Source organism: Streptomyces sp. NPDC048600, assembly GCF_055587025.1.
Window position 1 is genome coordinate 1 of record NZ_JBVJGZ010000002.1, and the last position, 24,860, is coordinate 24,860.

At 71.5% G+C, this 24,860-nt stretch carries 16 protein-coding genes and 1 pseudogene; 9 read left to right on the plus strand and 8 right to left on the minus strand.

The features are described from left to right. The first annotated feature begins 681 nt into the window (after positions 1-681). Both ACZ6SQ_RS02180 and ptsP read left to right on the plus strand, forming a co-directional pair. On the plus strand, positions 682-1,131 hold the full coding sequence (locus tag ACZ6SQ_RS02180) for a PTS sugar transporter subunit IIA (protein WP_469555790.1): 450 nt from the start codon (positions 682-684) through the stop codon (positions 1,129-1,131). A 79-nt stretch (positions 1,132-1,210) separates the two neighbouring features. Then, the gene (gene ptsP, locus ACZ6SQ_RS02185; protein ID WP_469555793.1) at positions 1,211-2,881 is read left to right on the plus strand and encodes a phosphoenolpyruvate--protein phosphotransferase; all 1,671 of its coding nucleotides are present in this window, start codon (positions 1,211-1,213) and stop codon (positions 2,879-2,881) included. Between the two features lie 79 nt (positions 2,882-2,960). On the opposite strand, the gene ACZ6SQ_RS02190 is transcribed toward ptsP, so the two are convergent. Both ACZ6SQ_RS02190 and ACZ6SQ_RS02195 read right to left on the minus strand, forming a co-directional pair. Then, complete coding sequence (locus ACZ6SQ_RS02190; RefSeq protein ID WP_469555796.1) at positions 2,961-3,851, minus strand: hypothetical protein; 891 nt, start codon at positions 3,849-3,851, stop codon at positions 2,961-2,963. A 165-nt stretch (positions 3,852-4,016) separates the two neighbouring features. After that, the gene (locus ACZ6SQ_RS02195) at positions 4,017-5,984 is read right to left on the minus strand and encodes an acetoacetate--CoA ligase (RefSeq protein WP_469555798.1); all 1,968 of its coding nucleotides are present in this window, start codon (positions 5,982-5,984) and stop codon (positions 4,017-4,019) included. Positions 5,985-6,194: 210 nt separating this feature from the next. On the opposite strand from ACZ6SQ_RS02195, the gene ACZ6SQ_RS02200 reads away from it, so the two are divergent. Next, positions 6,195-8,573: a glycoside hydrolase family 31 protein gene (locus tag ACZ6SQ_RS02200; RefSeq protein ID WP_469555801.1), complete on the plus strand. Its 2,379-nt coding sequence runs from the start codon at positions 6,195-6,197 to the stop codon at positions 8,571-8,573. On the opposite strand, the gene ACZ6SQ_RS02205 is transcribed toward ACZ6SQ_RS02200, so the two are convergent. Next, positions 8,564-9,100, minus strand: coding sequence for an NUDIX domain-containing protein (locus ACZ6SQ_RS02205; protein ID WP_469555804.1), 537 nt, complete (start codon positions 9,098-9,100; stop codon positions 8,564-8,566). The two genes, ACZ6SQ_RS02200 and ACZ6SQ_RS02205, sit on opposite strands and share 10 nt — an antisense overlap. 374 nt (positions 9,101-9,474) lie before the next feature. On the opposite strand from ACZ6SQ_RS02205, the gene ACZ6SQ_RS02210 reads away from it, so the two are divergent. The 5 genes from ACZ6SQ_RS02210 (at position 9,475) to glpK (ending at position 15,715) form a co-directional block, all read left to right on the plus strand. Beyond that, positions 9,475-9,900, plus strand: a complete 426-nt coding sequence (locus ACZ6SQ_RS02210; RefSeq protein WP_469556600.1) for a Zn-ribbon domain-containing OB-fold protein — start codon at positions 9,475-9,477, stop codon at positions 9,898-9,900. Beyond that, positions 9,897-11,087, plus strand: a complete 1,191-nt coding sequence (locus tag ACZ6SQ_RS02215; protein WP_469556602.1) for a lipid-transfer protein — start codon at positions 9,897-9,899, stop codon at positions 11,085-11,087. Before ACZ6SQ_RS02210 ends, ACZ6SQ_RS02215 begins: the two co-directional genes overlap by 4 nt. Positions 11,088-11,280: 193 nt before the next feature. Continuing rightward, complete coding sequence (locus ACZ6SQ_RS02220) at positions 11,281-12,930, plus strand: EAL domain-containing protein (protein ID WP_469555807.1); 1,650 nt, start codon at positions 11,281-11,283, stop codon at positions 12,928-12,930. 500 nt (positions 12,931-13,430) lie between these two features. Further along, positions 13,431-14,174: an MIP/aquaporin family protein gene (locus tag ACZ6SQ_RS02225; RefSeq protein ID WP_469555810.1), complete on the plus strand. Its 744-nt coding sequence runs from the start codon at positions 13,431-13,433 to the stop codon at positions 14,172-14,174. A gap of 20 nt (positions 14,175-14,194) precedes the next feature. After that, positions 14,195-15,715: a glycerol kinase GlpK gene (gene glpK, locus ACZ6SQ_RS02230; RefSeq protein WP_469555813.1), complete on the plus strand. Its 1,521-nt coding sequence runs from the start codon at positions 14,195-14,197 to the stop codon at positions 15,713-15,715. A 102-nt stretch (positions 15,716-15,817) separates the two neighbouring features. Here glpK and ACZ6SQ_RS02235 read toward each other — a convergent pair whose 3' ends face one another. The 5 genes from ACZ6SQ_RS02235 to ACZ6SQ_RS02255 are packed head-to-tail and all read right to left on the minus strand — an operon-like array spanning position 15,818 to position 23,824. Next, on the minus strand, positions 15,818-16,426 hold the full coding sequence (locus ACZ6SQ_RS02235) for a GTP-binding protein (RefSeq protein ID WP_469555816.1): 609 nt from the start codon (positions 16,424-16,426) through the stop codon (positions 15,818-15,820). Beyond that, positions 16,407-20,045, minus strand: a complete 3,639-nt coding sequence (locus ACZ6SQ_RS02240) for a hydantoinase B/oxoprolinase family protein (RefSeq protein WP_469555819.1) — start codon at positions 20,043-20,045, stop codon at positions 16,407-16,409. Before ACZ6SQ_RS02240 ends, ACZ6SQ_RS02235 begins: the two co-directional genes overlap by 20 nt. Positions 20,046-20,069: 24 nt before the next feature. Beyond that, the gene (locus ACZ6SQ_RS02245; RefSeq protein WP_469555821.1) at positions 20,070-20,465 is read right to left on the minus strand and encodes a DUF742 domain-containing protein; all 396 of its coding nucleotides are present in this window, start codon (positions 20,463-20,465) and stop codon (positions 20,070-20,072) included. A 9-nt stretch (positions 20,466-20,474) separates the two neighbouring features. Beyond that, positions 20,475-20,909, minus strand: coding sequence for a roadblock/LC7 domain-containing protein (locus tag ACZ6SQ_RS02250; protein WP_386386009.1), 435 nt, complete (start codon positions 20,907-20,909; stop codon positions 20,475-20,477). Continuing rightward, complete coding sequence (locus ACZ6SQ_RS02255) at positions 20,906-23,824, minus strand: sensor histidine kinase (RefSeq protein WP_469555825.1); 2,919 nt, start codon at positions 23,822-23,824, stop codon at positions 20,906-20,908. The genes ACZ6SQ_RS02250 and ACZ6SQ_RS02255 overlap by 4 nt, the downstream gene beginning before the upstream one ends. 415 nt (positions 23,825-24,239) lie before the next feature. Here ACZ6SQ_RS02255 and ACZ6SQ_RS02260 point away from each other — a divergent pair. Beyond that, positions 24,240-24,737 (plus strand): annotated as a pseudogene (locus tag ACZ6SQ_RS02260) (hypothetical protein); the annotation flags it as partial. Positions 24,738-24,860: the final 123 nt, after the last annotated feature.

Consider the following 24,860-nt stretch of genomic DNA (forward strand, 5'->3'; position numbering starts at 1 on the left):
CCGCCAGCGTTCGTCCTGAGCCAGGATCAAACTCTCCGTGAATGTTTACCGGTAATCCGGTGCAACACCACGAGAGCGGTGCGAGGAGAGGAATAATCTCCCCGCACACAGCGTCCTCGCTGTGTTATTTCAAAGGAACCTCGCCCCGGCTGATGCCGGAGACGGGGTATCAACATATCTGGCGTTGACTTTTGGCACGCTGTTGAGTTCTCAAGGAACGGACGCTTCCTTTGTACTCACCCTCTCGGGCTTTCCTCCGGGCGCTTCCCTTCGGTCTTGCGTTTCCGACTCTATCAGATCTTTCCGATCCGATTTCCTCGGTGCTTTCCAGGTTCCCGCTTTCGCGTTTCCCTTTCCGGCGGTTCCGACTTTATCAGTGATTTTCCGTCCCGCTGACCACCGTTCTGCGGACATGCAGAAGGAGACCCAGCGAAAGGATCTGACGAGTTGGTTGCTGCCCGGCTTTGGACGATTGCTTACGTCACTCACCGTCAGGCAGGGATACGACAGTACACGGGGCCGCGAAGCTCGCGCAAATCGGCTAGACTAGTGGTCTAGACCTCTTACCCCGGGGCCATTCGTACGGAACCGGGACTTCATATGACATACCCTGCTCAACAGTGCGCCGTTGTCGACAGTCAGTGACGGCGCGTAAGCATCTCCGCCCCTGGGAGGCTTCCCATGACCACCGTGACGTCCCCTCTCGCAGGACGCGCCATCGGACTGGCCGCCGTGCCGGATCCCGTCTTCTCCGGGGCCATGGTCGGCCCGGGTACCGCCATCGATCCCGTCCGGGAGCCTTCCGAGGCTGTTTCCCCGGTGGACGGGGTCATCGTGTCCCTGCACCCCCACGCCTTCGTCGTCGTCGACTCGGAGGGCCATGGCGTCCTCACCCACCTGGGCATCGACACCGTGCAGCTCAACGGTGAGGGTTTCGAGCTCCTGGTGAACAAGGGAGACACCGTGACCCGCGGCCAGGCCGTCATCCGCTGGAACCCGGCCGCCGTGGAAGAGGCCGGCAAGTCCCCGGTCTGTCCGATCGTGGCGCTGGAGGCCACGGCAGAGCTGCTCTCCGACCTCCGCGAGGACGGTGACGTCAAGGCGGGCGACGCGCTCTTCGGCTGGGCGTGACATCGGCACCGTCGTCATGACGGCAGGCAGGACAACCACCGCGGCGGCGGGACCCGCCGCACTATCGGAGACGGGTGAGATGGAGACAACGCTGCGAGGCGTCGGCGTGAGCCACGGTGTGGCGATCGGCGAGGTTCGGCACATGGGAACGGCGGTCCTGGAACCGCCGGCCAAGCAGATCCCGGCGGAGGAGGCGGAGCGGGAGCAGGGGCGTGCCCGCCAGGCCGTGGAGGCTGTGGCGGCCGACCTGATGGCGCGCGGCAATCTGGCGGGGGGCGAAGCCCAGGCGGTGCTCGAGGCGCAGGCCCTGATGGCCCAGGACCCCGAGCTGATCGCGGACGTGGATCGCAGGATCGCCGTCGGCAGCACGGCCGAGCGGGCCGTCTACGACGCGTTCGCCGCGTACCGCGAGCTGCTGGCCGGCGCGGGCGAGTACCTGGCCGGCCGGGTGGCCGACCTGGACGACGTGCGGAACCGTATCGTCGCGCGACTGCTCGGTGTGCCGATGCCGGGCGTCCCGGACAGTGACGAGCCGTATGTGCTCGTCGCGCGGGACCTGGCGCCGGCGGACACGGCGCTGCTCGACCCGACCCTGGTGCTCGGCTTCGTGACCGAGGAGGGCGGGCCGACGAGCCACAGCGCGATCCTGGCCCGTGCGCTCGGTGTCCCCGCGGTCGTGGCGCTGCCGGGTGCGGGTGAACTGGCCGAGGGCACCATGATCGCGGTCGACGGCAGCACCGGTGAGCTCTTCGTGCACCCGAGCGAGGAGAAGAAGGCGCAACTGGAGGCCGCGGCGGCGGAGCGGAAGGCTGCTCTGGCGGCTTCCACGGGTCCGGGTGCCACGGCCGACGGGCACAAGGTGCCGTTGCTGGCCAACGTCGGCGGTCCGGCGGACGTGCCGGCTGCCGTGGAGGCCGGGGCCGAGGGTGTGGGTCTGTTCCGTACCGAGTTCCTCTTCCTGGACGACAGCAAGAACGCGCCGTCCGAGGAGAAGCAGTTCGAGGCCTACCGCAAGGTTCTCGAAGCCTTCCCCGAGGGCCGTGTCGTGGTGCGGGTCCTGGACGCGGGGGCGGACAAGCCCCTGGACTTCCTGACTCCGGCCGACGAGCCGAACCCGGCGCTGGGCGTGCGGGGTCTGCGGACGCTGCTCGACCACCCCGAGGTGCTGCGCACCCAGCTGACCGCGCTGGCGAAGGCCGCCGAGGGTCTGCCGGTCTACCTCGAGGTGATGGCGCCGATGGTGGCGGACCGTGCCGACGCCAAGGCGTTCGCGGACGCGTGCCGCGAGGCCGGGCTGCGGGCGAAGTTCGGCGCGATGGTGGAGATCCCCTCTGCGGCGCTGAGGGCGCGCTCGATCCTCCAGGAGGTCGAGTTCCTGTCGCTGGGCACGAACGACCTGGCCCAGTACACCTTCGCCGCCGACCGTCAGGTGGGTGCGGTGTCCCGGCTCCAGGACCCGTGGCAGCCGGCCCTGCTCGACCTGGTGGCGTTGTCCGCGGAGGCCGCCAAGGCCGAGGGCAAGAGCTGTGGTGTGTGCGGTGAGGCCGCCTCCGATCCGCTGCTGGCGTGTGTGCTGACGGGTCTGGGTGTCACCTCTCTGTCGATGGGCGCCGCGTCGATCCCCTATGTGCGCGCGACCCTGGCGAAGTACACGCTGGCCCAGTGCGAGCGGGCCGCCGCGGCCGCCCGGGCGGCGGACAGCGCCGACGAGGCTCGGAAGGCCGTGCAGGCGGTGCTGTCCGGCGAGTGACGGGTAGGCACCGGCGGCCTGATGCTCCGGTTCCTGGCGAGGGGCGCTCCATCCGAAGGGTGGGGCGCCCCTCGCGCGTTCAGTGGCCGTGCCGGGGGCCGGTTCCTCCGGGTCCGAGGTCGGGCGGTGCGCAGTAGTCGACGTTCGATTCGGGTGAGATGAGGTCGCCGGACTCGGCGTCGGTGCAGTAGGCGTCGAAGACCTCGGCGGCGGTGAGGGGCTGGAGGCCGCCGACGCGCAGGCGCCATCCGTAGACCTGGTCGGGGGTGTCGGGTGCGGTGGTGCGCATGACGAGTCCGCCGGGGCTGCCGGTGGCCATGCCCACGGCCAGGACGGTGGTGAACTCGAGGGCCTCCGGCTCGTGCAGTTCGAGATCGGCCCGGTCCCGGTCGGCGTGCAGCGCGGCGACGAGGGCTTCGGGTGTGGTGGAGACGCTGCACACGAGGTGGTGGGAGCCGGGCGGTGCCGTGTCGAGGATGCGGACGACGAAGTCCGCGGCGCGTGTGAAGGCGGCCCGCCCGAGGTCCTCGCCGCAGGAGGAGCAGGCGCCGAGGCGGGCCAGGAGTGTGGAGGCGTACTCCCAGGTCGCCTGGCGTACGGCCTCGTCGACGAGGGCGGGGAGGAGGTCGGTCAGGGGCTGGCCGTCGTAGGGGACGGCCGGTCCGGTGGTGGCGAGTTCGGCGGTGAAGCGGGTGCGGCTCGATGCCTGGTCGGGGTCGAGGCCGGAGTGGGTGCAGTAGTCCGCGTATTCCTGCGGGTCGAAGAGGGCCACGGTGGTGTGGCCGCCTTGCCGGGCACGGCTGCGCAGGAGCGCTTCCACCTCGCGCAGATAGGTGGCGTGGTCGGCGAAGGCGAAGCTCCGGTAGCGGCGCATGGCCGTGAAGTCCTGCTCGTCGGTGAGCAGGCCGATGGTGCCGGCGATTTCGCGGCGCAGGACGCGTCGGACGGTCTGGTGGTCGGTGTGCGCCATTTTTCCCCCTGTGCACGGTCGATCAATGCTCACTCACAGTAACCGGGGCCACTGACAATGGGCTCCGTGAGTGCTTTTGTCACAGGTCAGGTGCTGGATGGGGGTGTGGGACGCGGTGCCGGCCGCGGGTTGTCGCGAGGGGTCCGCGGCCGGCCGGGCGTCGGGTCAGGCGCGCTTGCGGGCGAGGTCCTCGTAGAAGTGGAGGAGCTCGAGGTTGTCGATGGAGCCGACGTTGACCGCCTTGTCGAGGGGGGTGCCCTGGAGCAGGCGCTTGACCGGGACCTCGATGCGCTTGCCGGTCAGCGTGTGCGGGATGCCGGGGACCTCGATGACCTCGTCGGGGACGTGGCGGGGCGAGAGCTGTTCGCGGATGGTCTGCTTGATGCGGCCGAGCAGGGCGTCGTCGAGGGTGGCGCCCGGCGTCAGGTGGACGAAGAGCGGCATCCAGTAGCCGCCGTCGGGCTGCTCCAGGCCGATGACGAGGGACTCCTTGATCTCGGGGAGCCGCTCGACGGCCTCGTAGATGTCGGCGGAGCCCATCCGTACGCCCTGGCGGTTGAGGGTGGAGTCGGAGCGGCCGTGGATGACGACGGAGCCCCGGGAGGTGACAGTGATCCAGTCGCCGTGGCGCCATACGCCGGGGTAGGTGTCGAAGTAGCTGTCGTGGTAGCGGCTGCCGTCGGGGTCGTTCCAGAAGTAGATCGGCATCGACGGCATGGGGTTGGTGACGACGAGTTCGCCGACCTCGTCGGTCAGGGGTTCGCCGCTGGGGTCCCAGGACTGGAGGTCGGTGCCGAGGCCGGGGGCCTGGAGCTCGCCGATGTACACGGGGAGGGTGGGGACGGCTCCCGCGAAGCAGGAGCACACGTCCGTGCCGCCGCTGACCGAGGCGATCCAGAGGTCGTCGCGGACCTCGTCGTGGAGCCAGCGGAAGCCGTCGGGCGGCAGGGGCGATCCGGTGGTGGCGACACAGCGGACGCTGGAGAGGTCGTGGTCGCGCGAGGGGTGCACCTCGGCCTTGCGGCAGGCCATGACGTAGGCGGCGGAGGTGCCGTAGAGGGTGGCCCGGGTGAGTTCGGCGACGCGCCACTGGGCGCCGGTGTCGGGATATCCGGGGCTGCCGTCGTACAGGACGACCGTGGTGCCGGTCAGGAGGCCGGAGACGAGGAAGTTCCACATCATCCAGCCCGTGGACGTGTACCAGAAGAACCGGTCCTCGGGCCCGAGGTCGCAGTGCAGGCCGAGCTGCTTGAGGTGTTCGACGAGGATGCCGCCCTGGGACTGGACGATCGCCTTGGGCAGGCCGGTCGTACCGGAGGAGTAAAGGACCCAGAGGGGGTGGTCGAAGGGGACCTGTTCGAAGACGGGTTCCACGTCGGCGCCGGTCAGGGCGGACCAGTCGAGGGCGCCTTCGGGGGCTTCGGTGCCGAGCACCGGGATGTGGACGACGGCACGCAGGGTCGGCAGTTCGGCGCGCAGTTCGGTGACGGTGTCGCGGCGGTCGTGCTGCTTGCCGCCGTAGCGGTAGCCGTCGACGGTGAACAGGACCACGGGTTCTACCTGCTGGAAGCGGTCGAGGACGCTTCGGGCGCCGAAGTCGGGGGCACAGGAGGTCCAGACGCCGCCGACGGCGGCGGTGGCGAGGAGCGCGACGACGGCCTCGGGGATGTTCGGGAGGTAGCCGCTGACGCGGTCGCCGGGCCGGACGCCCAGGGCACGGAGTTCGGCGGCCAGGGAGCCGACCTGGCGGCGCAGCTGGTCCCAGGTCACCGGACGCGGGTCGTGGGTCTCGTCGACATGGAGGAGCGCGGGTTCGTCGGCGCGGGTCGCGGCGGCGCGCAGCGCGTGTTCGGCGTAGTTGAGGGTCGCTCCGGGGAACCAGGAGGCGCCGGGCATCGAGCGGTCTCCGAGCACGCGCGCGTAGGGCGTGGAGAAGCGGACGTCGAACCATTCGGTGACCGCTTTCCAGAACACCTCCGGTTCGGCGACGGACCAGCTGTGCAGTGCGGCGTAGCCGCCGTCGGCGGGGGCTCCGTGCTGTTCTGCGGCCCAGGTCTGGAATTTCGTGATCCGGGCGTCGGCGATACGTTCGGAGTCGGGCTGCCAGAGCGGCTGGGCGTTCTCGGTCGACAAGGGGGGCTCCCGGACTGTGCGCGTCGTGTGCGTCGTCCGCGCACGGGCGGGGTGTGCGCGTGACGCGGTGACAGGGACGATGCCATGTGATCGACTCCGATACCAGGGGCCACCCCACATAGTCGGCGTCATGAAGATGTGGTCCCGGCACGGGTGAACGGGAGTTGAACGAGACACGCGCGCGGGCGGGTCGATGGCAGGGTGATCACCATGGACGGTCGTGACCTGGTGCATTCGATGAAGGCGGTCGGTTCTGCGGGGGCGGCCCAGGGGTTTCGCACCGTACGGGCGGCGTGGCGCAGGAGGCGTGCCGACGCGACGGGGCTGCCGTCGCGTGGCGTGGAACGCGCGCGTGTGCCCGGGACCGTGCGGGAGGCGGAGCCGGGCCCTGGCGGGGGCCTGCTCCGTTTCGGCCGTTCGGAGCTGCGGATTCTGGTCACGGTGAACGGGGCCGCCTTCTGGGGCTGGGACGGCGCGGGTCCGGAGCCGTCGTACGCGCTGGCGGGGCAGTGCCCGGAGCCCGATCCGCGGGCGGTGCTGGAGCCCGACAAGGACGGCGGCTGGCGGGTGGTGGCCGAGCGGGTGACCGTGATCGTCTCGCGACACGGGGGCATCGAGGTGCAGACGCCCGGTGGTGTGCTGCTGCGGCGGGATCTGCCGCCCCGGTGGTGGGAGCCGGTGGAGGGTGGTCCGGCGCGGTGGATGCAGCGGTCGGAGGTGCCGGCGGACGCGCGGTTCTTCGGTCTGGGCGGTCGGGCCTCGGGGCCGCGGCTGCGTGACGGGGTGTACCGGCTGTGGAACACCGATCCGGGCGGTTCCTTCGGGCCCGGGGACGATCCGCTGTACATCACGATGCCGGTGCAGCTGGTGGTGGCCGACGCGGCGACGCATCTGGTCTTCCACGACACCTCGTGGGACGGCACGGTGACGCTTCGGGAGGGCGAGGAGGGCGCGGGTTCGGGTCATGACCGTGCCGGGACGAGCGAGCTGCGGATGGAGGGCGGCCCGCTGCGCTGCTGGGTGATGGTCGGCACTCCCGCGCGCGTGCTGATGGCCTGGGCGGCGCTGACGGGTGCGCCCGCGCTGCCGCCCGCGTGGGCGCTCGGCCATCAGCACGCGCGCTGGGGTTTCGGCAGCGAGCAGGAGGTGCGGCGGATCGTCTCCGGCTACCAGGAGCGCGGGCTGCCGCTCGACGCGGTGCATCTGGACATCGACCATCTCGACGAGCACCAGGTGTTCACCGTGGACCGGGACCGGTTCCCGAAGCTGCCGGGGCTGGCGGAGGAGCTGCGGCGGGACGGGATCAGGCTGGTGTCGATCGTCGATCCGGCGGTGAAGGCCGCCCCGGGGAACGCGGTGTACGACAGCGGCACGGTCGAGGACGCGTTTGTCAGGGACGCATCGGGTCGGGTGGTGCGCGGGGTCGTGTGGCCCGGGGAGGCGGTGTTCCCCGATTTCACGCACGCGCGCGTGCGTGCGTGGTGGGGGCGGCGGTACGAGGAGCGTCTCGCCGAGGGCTTCTCCGGTTTCTGGCATGACATGAACGAGCCGACTTCGTTCGCGGCGTTCGGCGAGACGACGTTGCCGCGCTCGGCCCGGCACGCTCTGGAGGGCCGCGGCGGTGATCATCGTGAGGCGCACAACGTCTACGCCCTGTGCATGGCCCGGGCGGCGTACGAAGGGCTGCGGGAGCTGACGCCGGGGCAGCGGCCTTTCGTCTTCTCGCGGTCGGGCTGGGCGGGCATGCAGCGCTACGGCGGGACCTGGTCGGGCGATGTGGGCACGGGGTGGCCCGGTCTGCGCGCCTCGCTGTCGCTGGTGCTGGGGCTCGGGCTGTGCGGGGTGCCCTACTCGGGGCCGGATGTCGGCGGTTACGACGGGAGCCCGTCGCCGGAGCTGTTCCTGCGCTGGTTCCAGCTGGGCGCGTACCTGCCGCTGTTCCGTACGCACGCGAGCCTGCGGGCGGGGCGTCGGGAGCCCTGGGAGTTCGGGCCCGAGGTGCTGGAGCACGCGCGCGTGGCGCTGGTCGAGCGCCGGCGGCTGCTGCCGTACTTCATGACGCTGGCGCATCTGGCCCGTCGTACCGGAGCGCCGTATGTGCGGCCGCTGTGGTGGCAGGCGCCGGAGGACCGGGGGCTGCGCGAGTGCGAGGACGCCTTCCTGCTCGGCGACGCGCTGTTGGTGGCGCCGGTGCTGGAGTCGGGGGCGGACCGGCGTGCGGTGCAGCTGCCGCGCGGCCGCTGGTACGACACGGTGACCGGGCAGGCGTACGAGGGGCCGGGGCAGGTCTTGGTGGACGCGCCGCTGTCCAGGATTCCGGTGCTCGCGCGCGCGGGTTCCGTCCTGCCGGTGCGGGGTGCGGACGGCGGGCTGGAGCTGGAGGTGTGGGCGCCGGCTCGTGGGCGTACGGGCACGGGGTTGATGGTGGCGGACGCGGGTGACGGCTGGGCGGAGCCGGAGACCGAGCGTTATGTCAGCCGATGGGAGGGGCTCCGAGTGGTGGTGGGGCGCGAGGATGAGGACGGCGTGAGCGAGCCGTCCCACCCGGTGCGCCTGCGTGGTCTCGCGGAGGGCGAGCGTCAGATGTAGCGGCCTTCGAACCAGGCGCGTACGGCCAGGGTGTGCAGGGGGAAGGCCAGTTCCTCGGGCCTGCGCAGCAGCTGCCAGCCTTCGGTCTCGTCGGTCGCGGCCGACTGGGGCAGACCGTCGGCGGGGCGTTCCGGGAGGGCGCCGAACAGCAGCAGATGGCCGTCGGGCGCGCTCATGGCGTCGACGAGCCGGACGTCGCGGCCCGCCGCTTCGATCCCGGTCTCCTCCCTGAGCTCGCGCACGAGGGCCTGCCGCCAGTCCTCACGGTCGTCGATGTAGCCGCCGGGCAGGGCGATGCCCCCGCGCGCGGGCGGCACGGTCCGGGTGATGACGACCAGGGCGGTGCCCTGGGTGTCGTACACGGGTTGCAGGGCCACCGCGACGGGCAGCGGGTTGCGGTAGGCCACGGTGGCGCACGCGGGGCAGGTGCGGGGCCAGCCGGAGATGCCCTCTCCGTAGGGCGCTCCGCAGCTCGAACAGTGGGAGCCCGGCGCGGAGTTGGGGGCGGGGTGCTGGTTCTCTGACACGTCGCGGACTGTATCCGATCACGGAGAGGGCGGTGCCGTCCGGCGTCTCAGTGGTGCCCGCATGCGGTCGGGGTACGGGCCGCATGTGCGGCTGGGGTACGGCCTCGCGTGCGGCCTGGGTGCTCGCCGGAGCGCCGCACCGCAGTGTGTCCGCGACCGGCGCGGCGGGGCCGGACACGATCGCTCCGACTCGGCGGAGGGACGGCCGGGGCCACCCCCGTGGGCCTCGCCCGTCCCTCCGGTATCCACGACGCCGAATGTGGCGCGTTTGGTTCACTCATTCGCTCTGCCGGTTCATGGTTGCCCGTGGCACACTTCTGACGCTTCATCAGATCTGAACGCGGGGAGGGCCTTTGTCTCGCACACGCACGCCTGTGGTCGCCGGGTGGTTCACCGGCGAAGGGGATTCCTTCCGACTGCTCGGAACCCGGTGTTCCGCGTGCTTGTCCGTGTTCTTCCCCAGGGAGGACAGGCACTGCCGCAATCCCGCCTGCGCCGGGGGCGAACTGGCCGAGCACCCGCTCTCCCGGTACGGGCGCGTCTGGTCGTACACCGACGCGCGCTACCGGCCACCGTCACCGTATGTGACCGATCGGGAACTTCCCTGGGTCCCGTACGCGTTGATCGCGGTGGAGCTGGAATCCGAGCGGATGGTGGTGCTGGGCCAGGCGGCACCCGGGGTCACCGTCGCGGATCTGGCGGTGGGCATGGAGGTGGAGGCCGTGCCCGGCGTGCTGCACGAGGACGACGAGACGATCTGGACGACATGGCACTGGCGGCCGACGGGGGTGAGGACATGACGGCGGACGTGGCGGTACTGGGGGCGGGCATGCACCCCTGGGGGAAGTGGGGCCACGGCTTCGTCGCATACGGCGCGGCGGCGGCGCGGGCCGCGCTGGCCGACGCGGGGGTGGACTGGCGCGACATCGGCTCGATCGTCGGCGCGGGGACGGTCCGCGGCGGGTATCCGGGGCATGTGGCGGGGGCGGCCTTCGCCCAGGCGCTGGGCTGGCAGGGGGCCCGGGTGACGAGCGTGTACGCGGCGTGCGCGTCAGGGGCCCAGGCGGTGAACACCGCGCGGGCGCAGATCCTCGCCGGGCTCGCGGACGTCGTCCTCGTGGTGGGGGCCGATTGCGCTCCCAAAGGGTTCTTCCGTCCTGCGGGCGGGGACCGCCCCGACGATCCGGACTGGCTCCGGTTCCGGGTGCTGGGGGCGACCAATCCCCTGTACTTCGGGCTGTACGCGCGCCGGCGGATGGCCGTGTACGGGGACACGCCGGAGGACTTCGCCCAGGTGAAGGTGAAGAACTCCGCGGCGGGGGCGCTGAATCCGAACGCGCGCTACCGCAGACGCGTCACCGCCGAGGAGGTCGCCTCGTCGGCGGTCGTGGCCGATCCGCTGCGGCTGCTGGACATCTGCGCGACCTCCGACGGCGGGGCGGCGCTGGTGCTCTCCAGCATGGACTTCGCCCGCCGCCACGGAGTCGCGCGGCCGGTGCGGATCCGGGCCGTGTCGACGGTGACGCCGCGGTACCCCAACACCGTGCTGGACCTGCCCGACTTCGCCACGGACTCCGCGGCGGCCGTGGCGCCCGGCCGGGAGACGTTCCGCGCGTCGATCGCCGGCGCGGCCTACGAGGAGGCGAGTATCGGGCCCCGGGACCTCTCCCTGGCCGAGGTCTACGACCTGTCCACCGCACTGGAGTTGCAGTGGTACGAGGACCTCGGGCTCTGCGGTGAGGGCGAGGGCGCCAAACTCCTCGGAACCGGTGAGACGGCGTCCGGCGGGCGCATACCGGTGAACGCGAGCGGCGGACTGGCCTCCTTCGGCGAGGCCGTTCCCGCCCAGGCGATCGCGCAGGTGTGCGAGCTGACCTGGCAGTTGCGGGGAACCGCGGGAGACCGGCAGGTGGAGGGGGCTCGCGTCGGGCTTTCCGCCAACCAGGGCCTGTTCGGGCATGGTTCGGCGGTGGTGGCCGTGCGCTGAGCGGCGCGACGGACGACGACAGCGCCGCGACTCCGCTCGTCCCCCGGCTTCATCACGGGATTCACCCCCGCTTCCTCACACACATGTGGCCCTTCCCGAATGCAATGTCTACGCTCTGTGAGCGGCCAGAAAGGATGCGTGAACGTCTCATGAACTGCGCCTGGGGCCTCATGGACAGCGCAATCATGCTCCCGTGCACCCCTGGACGGATACTCTCCGCTTCGCCTTCCAGCCCGTGGTCAATCTGACCACCGGCGGGATCGCGGCACTGGAGGTTCTGGCACGCCCCGAGGCGGGAGACATCCTGGCCGAGGCCCGTCGGGACCCCGAACTGGACGGCAGGCTCGCCGTGCTGGCGGTGCGTTCCGCGGCACGCAAGGAGACGCTGCTGCCGCTGCACCTCAACGTGTTCGCCGGCACCCTCGCCGACCTGGGCGGTCTCCGGCCGCTGCACGAGGCGGTGCGCCAGGCGGGACGGCTTCCCTGGGAGATCACGGTCGACATCGGGCCGCCCTTCACCCATGTGCCGCAGCAGGCGCTGCTCGACGCGGTGGCCGCGCTGCGGGGCGCAGGCTTCCGGATCAGCGTCGACGGGGTCGGGGACGGCGATCTCCCCGTGCGGCTGCTCGTCGACCTGGCACCCGACCTGGTGAAGCTCGACGGGGCGCTGCTGGCGCGGCCCGCGGCGATCCGGGCGATGCGCACCCTGTGCGATCAGCTCGGCGCGCTGCTGTCCGTCGAGGGCGTGGAGACCGAGTTGCAGTACCGACGGGCCGTGGCCGCCGGAGCCCAACTGGGTCAGGGCGAACTGTTCGCGCCGCCGGCCCGGCTGCCGGCCTCGGAGGTGTACGTTCCGCTCCGCTCCCCCGAGGCCTCGTCGAGGTCGCGGCCGGGGCCGTCGGTGCGGGAGTTCGTGCGGCCCGCCGCACTGCTGCCCGACACCGCCTCCGCGGGGCAGGTGCGGGCCCTGCTGACCGGCTCGCCGGACGTGTCCGGGGTGCTGCTCGTGGACCGGGACGGAGTGCCCGTGCGGTCGCTGCACCGGTCCCGGTTCCTGCTGTCGCTGTCGGGGCGCTACGGCCACGCCCTGTACGCCGACCGGCCCGCGGCCCGGCTCGGGGACGTCCCGCGGGTCGTGGGAGCCGACGCCACCGCCTGGGAGGTGCTGGACGTCGTCGCCGACGGGGGCCCGGACCGTACCTCGGAGGACGTGGCCGTCGTCGACCGGTACGGACGCTGCGTGGGTGTCGTACGGCTGGCCGATCTGGTGCGGGCGCTGGCCGAGTCCCGGGTCGAGGAGGCGGCCGGGCTCAATCCGCTGACCAGGCTGCCCGGCTCCGACGCGATCACCGGCGAGGTCGACCGGCGGATCGCGGACGGCCGGTCCTTCGCGCTGAGCTGGCTGGACGTGGACCACTTCAAACAGGTCAACGACGGGGCCGGGTTCGCGGCGGGCGACGATCTCATACGGTCCGTAGGCCGTGCGCTCCAGCACGTGGCCTCCGACAGCACCCGAGTGGGCCATATCGGCGGGGACGACTTCCTGGTCCTCGCCGATCCGGACGGCCTCGATCCGCTCGCGGCCTCGGTGCTGGACGCGCCCTGGTCGGCGGGCGGACGGCCGATCACGCTGTCGCTGGCCACGGTCCTGTGCGCTCCGGGGTCCGTGATGGACCACCGGCAGGCGTCGGCCTGTCTGGCGCCCCTGAAGAAGGCCGCGAAGTCGCTGACCGGGGCGAGTTGGGTGCTCGGCCGGGCCGGGCTGCCCGGCCACGAGATCCGGCGCGGCGCTGGGCCGACGACCAGCCATACGGGGTTCGCGGTGGCCGAGCCTCTGGGGTGAGCGGTGGCCGGGGCGTCGGTGGCCGGTGAGCGGTGGCCGTGCCTCCCGTGACCGGTGAGCGGTGGCCGTGCCTCCCGTGGTCGGCGATGGGGGTCAGCGACGGGAGTCGGCCGTAGGTGTCGGACGTACGCCGTGCCGGGTGGCAACCTGCCTGCCGCAGACGTCCGTTCAAGCCGGTGTCACCGTTGTCGTCGGCGACCTTGACGCCCCTCGAGTGCCGGTGAAAACTTCCCGTGGCAGCCGACATCGCCGTACATTCTCGGCGTAATCCGGCATGCGCCGCAGGCTCGGCGTCGCCCTGGCCACCTCCGCACGGGCGATTCGGCTGCCACGGCACGCTCGTCACGGACGCCGAGCGGGGCGCGGGACCCTCCCTGCCTTCGGCTGTCCTCGACACGGGAGCCACGGGAGTCACAGGACCCAAGGAAACGCGCCCTGAAGGCAGGACCGGGGTCGAACACCCCGCGTCCGCGCCCAGGGCCGAGCGCCTAGGAGCCGCCATGAGCAACGGGGACATCTTCCTCGGCGAGGTCATCGGAACCGCCATCCTGATCCTGTTCGGTGCCGGTGTCTGCGCCGCCGTCACCCTCAGGCACTCCAAGGCGCGGGCCTCGGGCTGGGTGGTGATCGCCTTCGGCTGGGGATTCGCGGTGCTGGCGGGCGCGTACACCGCCGCGCCGCTGTCCGGCGGGCATCTCAACCCGGCCGTGACGCTCGGCATCGCCGTGGACACCGGGAAGTGGGACAAGGTCTGGGTGTATCTGCTGGGCCAGTTCGTCGGTGCCATGCTCGGCGCGGTACTGGCGTACCTGGTGTATCTCGCGCAGTTCCAGGCCAATGCGCGTGTGGACGGCTCCGGGGAGGGCGAGGAACCGACGCCGACGCTGGGCATCTTCTCCACCGTCCCGGAGATCCGGAACCCGGTCGCCAATCTGATCACCGAGATCATCGCGACCGTGGGCCTCGTCCTGCCCGTCCTCGCCTTCGGGTTGACCGAGGGCCTCGGCCAGTCCGGCACGACCGTGCTGATCGTCTCGCTGCTGGTCGTGGGCATCGGTCTGTCCCTGGGAGGGCCCACCGGCTACGCCATCAACCCGGCGCGTGACCTCGGACCGCGCATCGTGCACACCTTTCTGCCGATCCCGAACAAGGGCACGTCCGACTGGGGTTACGCCTGGATCCCGGTGGCCGGGCCGCTGATCGGAGGGGCGCTCGCCGGACTCGTCTACAACGCAGCCTTCTGAACCGAGCCCAAGGGGTAGCAATGACGGACAACGCCGAGAAGTACGTCGCCGCGATCGACCAGGGCACCACCTCCAGCCGCTGCATCGTCTTCGACCACGGCGGCGCCGTCGTCGCCGTGGACCAGCGCGAACACCGCCAGATCTTCCCGAAGCCGGGCTGGGTGGAGCACGACGCCGGCGAGATCTGGTCCAAGGTCCAGGCGGTGGTCGCCGGGGCACTCGCCAAGGCGGGGCTGCGCGCGGAGCAGCTCAGCGCGCTCGGCATCACCAACCAGCGTGAGACGACGGTGCTGTGGGACCGCGCCACGGGCAAGCCCGTGCACAACGCCATCGTCTGGCAGGACACCCGAACGGCGGCCCTGTGCCGCGAACTCGGCGGCGCGGACGGACAGGACCGGTTCCGCGAGCAGACGGGACTGCCGCTGGCCAGCTACTTCTCCGGCCCCAAGGCGGCCTGGCTGCTCGACAACGTCCCCGGGCTGCGGGACCGCGCCGAACGCGGCGAGATCGCCTTCGGCACCATCGACTCCTGGCTCATCTGGAACCTGACCGGCGGCACGGACGGCGGCCGCCACGTCACGGACGTGACCAACGCCGGGCGCACCATGCTGATGAACCTCGACACGCTCCAGTGGGACACCTCCGTGCTCTCCGCGATGAACGTCCCCGAGGCGATGCTGCCCGAGATCCGGTCCTCGGCCGAGGTGTACGGCACGGCGGTGGGCGGGCTCGCCGGCGTGCCGGTCGCCTCGGCGCTCGGTGACCAGCAGGCCGCGGTGTTCGGACAGGCCTGCTACGACGTGGGCACCGCGAAGAACACGTACGGCACGGGCAGCTTCCTGCTGCTGAACACCGGCAACCGGCCGGTCCCCTCCAAGAACGGGCTGCTGACGACGATGGGCTACAAGATCGGCGGGGAGGCGCCGGTGTACTGCCTGGAGGGTTCGATAGCCATAACGGGCGCCCTGGTGCAATGGTTCCGCGACCAGCTCGGCATCATCCGCAGCGCCGACGAGATCGAGACGCTCGCGGCGAGTGTCGAGGACAACGGCGGCGCCTACATCGTGCCCGCGTTCTCCGGGCTGTTCGCGCCGTACTGGCGGTCCGACGCCCGCGGGGTCGTCACCGGCCTCACCCGGTACGTCACGAAGGCGCATCTCGCGCGCGCGGTCCTGGAGGCGACCAGCTGGCAGACGCGCGAGGTCGTGGACGCGATGTACCAGGACTCGGGGGTGCACATCACCACCCTGAAGGTGGACGGCGGCATGACCGGGAACAACCTGCTGATGCAGCACCAGGCGGATGTGCTGGGCGTGCCGGTGATCCGGCCGCGGGTCTCCGAGACGACCTGTCTGGGCGCGGCGTACGCGGCGGGTCTGGCCACGGGTGTGTGGAACGACCTGGACGAGCTGAAGTCGCACTGGCGGAAGGACGCCGAGTGGACCCCGGCGATGGACGCCTCGGTGCGTGACCGGGAGTACGGCAACTGGCGCAAGGCCGTGGAGAAGAGCTTCGGCTGGCTGGAGGACGGGCACGCGTAGCCACGCGCGCGTGCACGTTCTCGTGGATCGCGGCCCGTACCCCGGTCGGCGGGGGTACGGGCCGTGCGCGGCCGTCGGAGCCGAGGGGCGGCTGTGCCGTGCTCAGGTGGCGACGACCTCGGCGCGCTGGCTCGCGGCGACGACCATGGCGTGCTGGACCACGCCGATGAGGACCTCCTTGACCGACTCGCGCTCGCGGGCGTCGCACAGCACCACGGGCACGTCGTCGTCCAGGTCGAGGGCGCGGCGGACGTCGTCGGCCGGGTAGTTCGCGGCGCCCTCGAAGCAGTTGACGCCGACGACGAACGGTATGGAGCGGCGCTCGAAGTAGTCGACGGCGGCGAAGCAGTCCTCCAGCCGGCGGGTGTCGGCGAGCACCACGGCTCCGAGGGCGCCCTCGGACAGCTCGTCCCACATGAACCAGAAGCGTTCCTGTCCGGGTGTGCCGAACAGATAGAGCACCAGGTCCTCGCGGAGGGTGATCCGGCCGAAGTCCATGGCGACGGTCGTGGTGTGCTTGGCCTCCACGCCGCTGAGGTCGTCGACCGGGCGGCCCGCCTCGGTGAGCAGTTCCTCGGTGCGCAGCGGTTTGATCTCGCTGACCGCGCCGACGAGGGTCGTCTTGCCCACGCCGAAGCCGCCGGCCACCAGGATCTTGAGCGTGACGGGCTCGACCGGTGGCTTGGCGCGCTCAGAACGCCCGAAGATCATCGCTTTCTTCTCCTGCTCGATGGGGGTGGTGCGACGGCGGCCCGTAGCCTCCGCCGCCGGGGGTCTCGACGACCAGTACGTCGCCGGGGCCCACATCGGTGGCGTCGCTTCCGCCGAGTTCGGTGACGGTCCCGTCGGCGCGCTCCACACGGTTGGCGCCCAGGGCGCCGGGCTCGCCGCCGGACATGCCGTAGGGCGGTACGCGGCGGTGCTGGGACAGTGTGGAGACGGTCATGGGCTCCAGGAAGCGGATGCGGCGCAGGGCGCCGTCGCCGCCGGGCCAGCGGCCGGGGCCGCCGCTGCCGCGCCGGACGGAGAACTCCTCCAGCCGGACGGGCAGGCGCCATTCGAGGATCTCGGGGTCGGTCAGCCGCGAGTTGGTCATATGGGTCTGCACGACGCTCGCGCCGGGGAAGCCGTCGCCCGCCCCGGAGCCGGAGGCGACGGTCTCGTAGTACTGGTGGCGGGCGTTGCCGAAGGTCACGTTGTTCATGGTGCCGGAGCCCTCGGCCTGCACGCCGAGCGCGGCGTAGAGGGCGCCGGTGATGGCCTGGGAGGTCTCGACGTTGCCGGCCACGACCGCGGCGGGCGGTTCGGGCGCGAGCATGGAGCCCTGCGGGACGACGATCGTCAGCGGGCGCAGACAGCCGTCGTTGAGGGGGATGTCGTCGGCGACCAGGGTGCGGAAGACGTACAGGACGGCCGCGTTGACCACCGCGTAGGGCGCATTGAAGTTCCCGGGCAGCTGGGCCGAGGTGCCGGTGAAGTCGACGGTCGCCGAGCGGGCGGCGCGGTCGACGCGCACCTGGACGCGGATGACGGCGCCCGAGTCGCACTCGTAGGCGTAACCGCCGTCGTCAAGGGCGTCGATGACGCGGCGCACCGCTTCCTCGGCGTTGTCCTGGACGTGCCGCATGTAGGCCTGGACGACGTCGAGGCCGAACTCGTCGATCATGCGGGTGACCTCGTCGACGCCCTTGCGGTTGGCGGCGATCTGGGCGCGCAGGTCGGCGAGGTTGGTGCTGGGGTTGCGGGAGGGGTGGGGTGCGTCCTCGGTGAGCAGGCGGAGCGTCTCCTCCTCACGGAAGCGGCCGTTCTCGGCGAGCAGCCAGTTGTCGAAAAGGACGCCCTCCTCGTCGATGGTGCGGCTGTCGGCGGGCATGGAGCCGGGGGCGATCCCGCCGATCTCGGCGTGGTGGCCGCGGGAGGCGACGTAGAACAGGATGCGGTCACTGTGCGTGTCGCCATCCGGGGCCGGGCCGAAGACCGGCGTGATCACGGTGACGTCGGGGAGGTGGGTGCCCCCGTGGTACGGGTCGTTGACGGCGTACGTGTCCCCGGGCCGCATCCGTGGTCCGCGGCGCCGGATGACCTCCTTGACGCTGGTGCCCATCGAGCCCAGGTGGACGGGGATGTGGGGGGCGTTGGCCACCAGGTTTCCGTCGGGGTCGAACAGGGCGCAGGAGAAGTCCAGGCGCTCCTTGATGTTGACGGACTGGGCGGTGGACTCCAGTCGGGCGCCCATCTGTTCGGCGATGGACATGAAGAGGTTGTTGAAGACCTCCAGCAGGACCGGATCCACTTTCGTGTCGGCCTGGGAACTCTGCGTGACCGCGGCGCGTTCCATGACCAGTTGTCCGCCGTCGGTCGCCGTGGCCCGCCAGCCCTCGTCGACGACGGTCGTCGCGCCGGCCTCGCTGATGATCGCGGGTCCGTCGACGGGCTCGCCGGGAGGCAGGTGCTCCCGGCGGTGCAGGGGTACGTCGCGCCAGGCGCCGCCGGTGTGGAGGCGGACGGTCTCGGGTGCGGCGGGGCTGCCCTCGTACGGGGCGAGGGCGGACAGATCGGGGGGTTCGGTGATGCCGGTGGCTTCCACGGAGAGGGCTTCGACGACGACGGGCCGGTCCAGGACGAAGGAGTAGGTGGCGCGATGCCGTTCTTCGAAGGTGTGCCTCATCGCGTCGGGGTCGGCCAGCTCGACGGTGAGGGTGGTGTCGGTTCCGTCGTAGCGCAGTTGGGCGCGGCGGGTGACGCGGACGCGCTCGTCGGGGACGTCCTCGGCGAGGAGTTCGGCGCGGGCGGCGCTCTCCAGGTCGTCGGCCGTCTTCAGCACGTCCGGCATGGCGGCCGCGGTCAGCGGGGCCTCGACGGACTGTTCGCGCATGGCGGTGGTGTCGGCCAGACCGATGCCGAGGGCGGACAGCACTCCCGCCATGGGCGGCACGAGGACGGTCCGGATGCCGAGCGAGTCGGCGACCATACAGGCGTGCTGTCCGCCCGCGCCCCCGAAGGTGGTGAGGGCGTAGCGGGTGACGTCGTGGCCCTTCTGGACGGAGATGCGCTTGACGGCGTTGGCGATGTTGGCGACCGCGATGCTCAGGTAGCCCTCGGCGACCTGTTCCGGGGTTCGGTCGTCGCCGGTCCGCTCGCGGATCTCGCCGGCGAGGGCGGTGAAGCGCTCTCCGACGAGCGCGGCGTCCAGGGGTTGATCGCCGTCGGGCCCGAACACCTCGGGGAAGTGCGCGGGCTGGATGCGGCCGAGCATGACGTTGGCGTCGGTGACGGCGAGCGGGCCGCCGCCGCGGTAGCAGGCCGGGCCGGGGTCCGCGCCCGCCGAGTCCGGCCCTACGCGGTAGCGGGAGCCGTCGAAGTGCAGGACCGAACCGCCGCCCGCCGCGACCGTGTGGATGTCCAGCATGGGCGCGCGCAGCCGGACACCGGAGATCTGTGTGGTGAAGACGCGTTCGTACTCGCCGGCGAAGTGGGAGACGTCGGTGGAGGTGCCGCCCATGTCGAAGCCGATGACGCGGCCGAAGCCGGCCAGCTGCGACATGCGGGCCATGCCGACGATGCCGCCTGCGGGGCCGGACAGGATGGCGTCCTTGCCGCGGAACTGTCCGGCCTCGGCGAGTCCGCCGTTGGACTGCATGAACATCAGCCGTACGCCTTCCAGGTGGTCGGCGACCTGGCGCACGTAGCGGCGGAGCACGGGCGACAGGTAGGCGTCGACGACCGCCGTGTCTCCGCGCGGGACGATCTTCATCAGGGGGCTGACCTCGCTGGACAGCGAGATCTGCGGGAACCCGATGCTGGCGGCGAGTTCGCCGACGGCCTGTTCGTGGGCGGGGTGGAGGTGGCTGTGCAGGCAGACCACGGCGACCGCGCGGATGCCGTCGTCGTAGGCCTGTTGGAGGGCGTCGGCGAGGGTGTCCAGGTCGGGTGCCCGCAGCCGGGTGCCGTCCGCGGCGACGCGTTCGTCGACCTCGATGACGTGTTCGTAGAGCAGTTCGGGCAGTTCGATGCGGCGGGCGAAGATGTACGGCCGGTTCTGGTAGGCGATGCGCAGCGCGTCGCGGAAGCCGCGGGTGACGACGAGGACGGTGCGTTCGCCCTTGCGTTCCAGGAGGGCGTTGGTGGCGACGGTGGTGCCCATGCGGACCGCCTCGACGGTCTCCCGCGAGTCGCCGAGAAGCTCACACACGCCCGCGACGGCGGCGTCGGGGTAGCTCGCCGGGTTCTCCGAGAGCAGTTTGTGCGTGAGCAGCCGACCGTCCGGGTGCCTCGCGACGATGTCCGTGAAGGTGCCGCCCCGGTCGACCCAGAACTGCCAGCCCGTCACACCCTCACCCCGCTTCCGCACGGTTCACAGTGCCCGGAGGCCGTTGATCACGTCGCGCAGAATACTCTCGTCCGGCAGCTCGGCCGGCGGGACGGGGCGGGTCACATGGACGAACTCCCCGTCGACGAGATCGCCGACGAGGACCCGCACGACTCCGACGGGCAGGTTCAGCTCGGAGGCGAGTTCGGCTACCGACTGTGGGGTGTCCCGGCACAGACCGACGATCTCGGTGTGTTCCGGGGACAGCGTCGGGTCGCACTCCGCATCGTCCGCGTGGGGTTCGGTGACGACCACCGCGATCAGGTCGAGGCGGTGCTGGGCCGCGTGTCTGGTCCGGCCGCGTGTCATGGCGTACGGACGGACTACGGGGCCGGCCTCGTCGTCGAACCAGTGGCTGTGTGCCTGACCGTCAGCGCTCATGCCATCTCACTACCCGCCGGGGAGCAGATCGGTGCGCGGAGCGGTCCGCAGATGCACGCCGACCCGCTTGACGAGCAGGGTCATCTCGTAGGCGACCTGACCGACGTCGGAGTCGGCGTCCGAGAGCACGGCGAGGCAGCTGCCGTCCCCGGCGGCCGTGACGAACAGGAAGGCGTCGTCGAGCTCGACCACGGTCTGCCGGACGCTGCCCGCCTCGAAGTGGCGGCCCACGCCCTTGGCCAGGCTGTGGAAGCCGGAGGCGACGGCGGCCAGGTGTTCGCTGTCCTCACGGGTGAGGTCCTTGGAGACCCCGGTGGCCAGACCGTCGCCGGACAGCACGACAGCCTTGCGGATGCTCGCGACCCGGTCGACCAGCTCGTCGAGGAGCCAGTTCAGCTCGCCCTTGCCGGTGTCCGTGCGGCCGGTCGTGTTCGGTGCGGTCATCGACCGTCCCCCTTAGTCGTTCCTTGTGATGCTGTGCCGGTGCGGGCGTCGTCGCCCTCGGCGTTCTCCTGGCGGCCGCGCTGCCAGCCGCGCTGGAGCGAGGCCATACGGCTGCGTACTTGGTCGGCGTCCCGGTCGGCCGGGTCGGCCCGGTCCTCGGTGCGCCGCTCCGGGTCCTGCCTCAGCTGGGGGGCGAGGTTGGCCTGCCGGACGCGGCGGGGCAGGGCGGCGTTGCCGGACGGGGACTCCGCCGCACCGGTGCGGCGTGAGGAGCCGTCCGGGGCGCTGCTCGTGGGCGCTGCCGGGCGGGAGCGGCGGGGCAGTTCGGGTGCCGTCGCGGGCGTGCCCGGCGTGGCCGCTCCCGGTGCGGGCTCCGTCCGGATGCCCGTCGGGATGGCCCGGTGGCCTTCGGTGCCGCCCCGGTCCGTGCGTCGGCGTGTGGGCAGCGGGGCGGGGCCGTCGGACGGGAACCGCCCGGAAGGAGCGGGAAGGCGGTCTCCGTCGGGCAGCGGACGGCCGGAGGAGCCGCGGACGTCCCCGGCCGGCTCGGTGCGGCCGGTGGCACCGAGGCGGTCGTCGTCCGGTGCCGTGCGGCGGGAGCGGGATCCGGTCACCGGGCGGCCGTGCGAGCTGACCAGCTTGGGTGCCCGCCGGCGGGGCAGCGGCACGGCTCCGCCGAGGTCGTCGCCGTCCGTGGGGTCGACGGCGTCCAGGGGCGCGGGGCCGTCGTACGGCGTGAGGGCGCCGTCCTCGGTGTCCGCCTCGGGGAGGGCGATCGAGCGGCGTGGCCGGAAGAGTCCGCCGCGCTCGCTGTCCTCGTCGCCGAGGGCGCCCGGGAAGTCCCCGATGCTGTCCAGGTCGACGGGGGCCTCGAGCTCGACCGGGCCGTCCAGGAGCGAAGCCGTGAGGCCGGGCAGCTGGGTCGGGACCTGGGAGAGCGCGGTCCTGCGGCCTCCCGCCGAGTCGGCCTCCTTCGCGCTGCGGGGGCGGTCGAGGCGGAAGCCGATGCCGTTGGTGTCGGGGACGTCGTCGGTCAGCAGGGCGTCGGGGATGAACACGACGGCCGTGGTGCCGCCGTACGGCGACGGCTGGAGGGCGACCCTGACGTTCTGGCGCTGGGCGAGCCGGCTGACCACGAACAGACCGAGGCGGTCGGTGTCGGACAGTTCGAACTCGGGGGTCTCCGCGAGCCGCAGGTTGGCGTCCAGCAGGGTGTCGGCCGCCATACCGAGGCCGCGGTCGTGGATCTCCAGGGTGAAGCCGTTGGCGACCCGTTCGCCGAGGACATGGACGGCGGTGTGCGGGGGTGAGAACACGGTGGCGTTCTCGAGGAGTTCGGCGACGAGGTGGGTGAGGTCGGCGACCGCGGGGCCGGTGACGGCGACCCGGGGCAGTCGGCGCACCTCGATGCGCTCGTAGTCCTCGACCTCGGCGACGGAGGCCCGGACGATGTCCATCAGCTGGATGGGTTTGCGCCACTGCCGGGAGGGGGCGGCGCCGGAGAGGATCACCAGGCCCTCGGCGTGCCGGCGCATGCGGGTGGTGAGGTGGTCGAGGCGGAAGAGGTCGGCGAGTTCCTCGGTGTCCTCGGTCCTGCGCTCCATGGTGTCGAGCAGGGTGAGCTGCTTGTGCAGCAGGACCTGGCTGCGGCGGGCGAGGTTGACGAAGACCTCGGAGACGCCGGCGCGCAGTTCCGCCTGCTTGACGGCGGCCTCGACGGCGGCGCGCTGGAGGGTGTTGAGTGCCTGGCCGACCTCGCCGATCTCGTTCTTGTCGTACTCCAGGCGGGGGACCTCCGTCTCCACGTCGACCTGTTCACCGGCCGACAGGCGGCGCATCACGCTGGGCAGGCGGACGCCGGACGCCTCATGGGCCTCGAGGCGCAGCTGCCGCAGGTCGCGGATGAGGGCACGGCCGATGCGCACGGACACCACGAGGGAGGCCAGCAGGGCGATCAGACCGAGGACGGCGGCGATGACGGCCTTGACGATCACGTCGGTCACGAACGGGCCGACGCGGTCCTGGTAGCGGTTGCCCGCCTGGTCGTTGAGGGAGGCGAGTTCGTCGAGGACGCTGCCCGCGGCGTTGTCCCAGCTGGAGACGGTGACATCGCGCGGCCGCCCGGACCCGGCGCCGACGGCGGCCTGTTCGGCGACGCGCAGCGGTGCGGTGGCGGCGTTCTTCCAGAAGCGGGTGTAGCGGTCCCGCTCGGTGGAGGGCAGCAGCGGGAGGTTGAGGTCGTAGAGCAGCGTGCGCTGGGCGACGAGGTCGGAGAGATCGCGGGCCTCGCCGCGGGTGACCTCGCCGACGACCAGGGAGGAGCCGAGCAGGGCGTCCTCGCGGGAGAGGAGTTCGCGGGCCCGGCTGAGGTTGACCAGGGCGCGGTACTGCTTGTCCATCTCCGCGTTGTCCAGGGCCTGGAGATCACCGAGGAGTTCGTAGCAGGGGTCGACGAGGCGGTTGTAGAGGTCGAGCGCGTGGGCGCGGTCGACGGTGCCGTCCTCGATGCTGCTGCGCAGGGGCTCGATGCCCTCGAACGCGTCGAGGACGGTGGTGAGATGCTCGTCCGTGTCGGGTCCGACGGCGTCGGCCAGATCGGGGTCCTGGGCGTTCTCGCGGATCTCGGCGACGGCGCGGTCGGTGGCGGCTCTGCTGCGCCGCAGCGCCTCGAGCGCGTCGGAGGCCCTGGGGTCGGCGAGGTAGGCGAGACTCTGGCGGCGTTCTTCCTGGAGGACGCGCACGGTGTCCTCGGCCGGGTAGCCGATCTTCTCGACGACGGAGGCCCCGTTGAACAGCCGGCTCGCTTCGCGTCCTGTCAGTACCGTGGCGAACGCCCAGATCGCGGTCAGCGACAGCAACGGCACGAGCAGCAGCGCCACGATCTTCCGGCGGATGGATTTCCCGCGAAAGCGCATGGCCTCCCCCAGCTCGGCCCCCACCGGCAGGGGGCACACATGTGCGTCAACAAACGGCGCGAGCCTACTACCGACAAACAGTTAACTCGAAGGGCCATACGGAATCCGAACTTCCGCACTGGCGGGGAGAGATGGCGTGTTGTCCGCTCATTGCGGGAGATTGCGACCCCGAAAGCGGCAGGGTGACCAGGCCCGGATGTGATCAGGACACCAGGTCAATTGGCTGGAAATTTTCGACGCTTGGGAATCTTCGGGGCACGCCGTTCGTCTGTCTCTACGGGAAGGGGAGGCGGAATCGGCCACAGGAGCCGCATCCCGCCCCCTGGCGGCGTAAAAGGACGCAAGCCGGGCAGGCACAGGGGAGTCGGACTTCGGTCCGGGCAAGGGTCTGCCGGCGGTGGGGAGTGACTCGGTGATGGGCACGGCGGAGCGGCGCGGGACGACCGGACAGGGCGCGGTGGCACAGATGTCGGCGCCCGCGAGCGCCAAGGCGCCGGATCGCGACATTCCGGTGCGGTCGAACCAGGTGACGGACGGTTCCGGCGCCGCAGTGGGTGCGGTGCGCAGGACCTCGGAGGAAGCGAGCGTAGGGCGGCCCGGCGGCCATCAGGGCGCGCGGCAGCTGGCCGCGCACAGGCCGCTCTGGGTCGAGGAGGAGGCGAGGCGCGGCAGACTGGCCGATCCGGTGCGCACGGCAGCCGTGCGGGCGGTGCTGATCATCGCCCTGACGCTGATACAGGCGATGATCGCCTTTCTGTGCACCCTGGCCGGATCGTGGCTGGCGTTCCCCATGGTCCTCAGCAGCATCGCGAGCACCGTGGTGGCGACTTGGGGCGCACTCGACGTCTGGGTGACCCGCCAGGTCTGGAAGCAGCGCAACGGCGTGGTCTCGGAGCCCAGCAGCACGGCCCGGGGGGGGGGGGGGGGGGGGGGGAGAGGAAGGGAGGGGGGGGGGGGGGGGGGGGGGGGACGAGGAAAGGGGAAAAAAGCCCGATCAAACGGGGGGGTGGGTCCGCCCTCAGAAGGGGAGGCTTTG

Coding starts and splice junctions, on each gene's coding strand:
- ptsP (WP_469555793.1), top strand. CDS start 1,211: ATGGAGACAACGCTGCGAGGCGTCGGCGTGAGCCACGGTGTGGCGATC.
- ACZ6SQ_RS02225 (WP_469555810.1), top strand. CDS start 13,431: ATGAGCAACGGGGACATCTTCCTCGGCGAGGTCATCGGAACCGCCATC.
- ACZ6SQ_RS02235 (WP_469555816.1), bottom strand. CDS start 16,426: ATGATCTTCGGGCGTTCTGAGCGCGCCAAGCCACCGGTCGAGCCCGTC.
- ACZ6SQ_RS02180 (WP_469555790.1), top strand. CDS start 682: ATGACCACCGTGACGTCCCCTCTCGCAGGACGCGCCATCGGACTGGCC.
- ACZ6SQ_RS02200 (WP_469555801.1), top strand. CDS start 6,195: ATGGACGGTCGTGACCTGGTGCATTCGATGAAGGCGGTCGGTTCTGCG.
- ACZ6SQ_RS02245 (WP_469555821.1), bottom strand. CDS start 20,465: ATGAGCGCTGACGGTCAGGCACACAGCCACTGGTTCGACGACGAGGCC.
- glpK (WP_469555813.1), top strand. CDS start 14,195: ATGACGGACAACGCCGAGAAGTACGTCGCCGCGATCGACCAGGGCACC.
- ACZ6SQ_RS02255 (WP_469555825.1), bottom strand. CDS start 23,824: ATGCGCTTTCGCGGGAAATCCATCCGCCGGAAGATCGTGGCGCTGCTG.
- ACZ6SQ_RS02215 (WP_469556602.1), top strand. CDS start 9,897: ATGACGGCGGACGTGGCGGTACTGGGGGCGGGCATGCACCCCTGGGGG.
- ACZ6SQ_RS02250 (WP_386386009.1), bottom strand. CDS start 20,909: ATGACCGCACCGAACACGACCGGCCGCACGGACACCGGCAAGGGCGAG.
- ACZ6SQ_RS02190 (WP_469555796.1), bottom strand. CDS start 3,851: ATGGCGCACACCGACCACCAGACCGTCCGACGCGTCCTGCGCCGCGAA.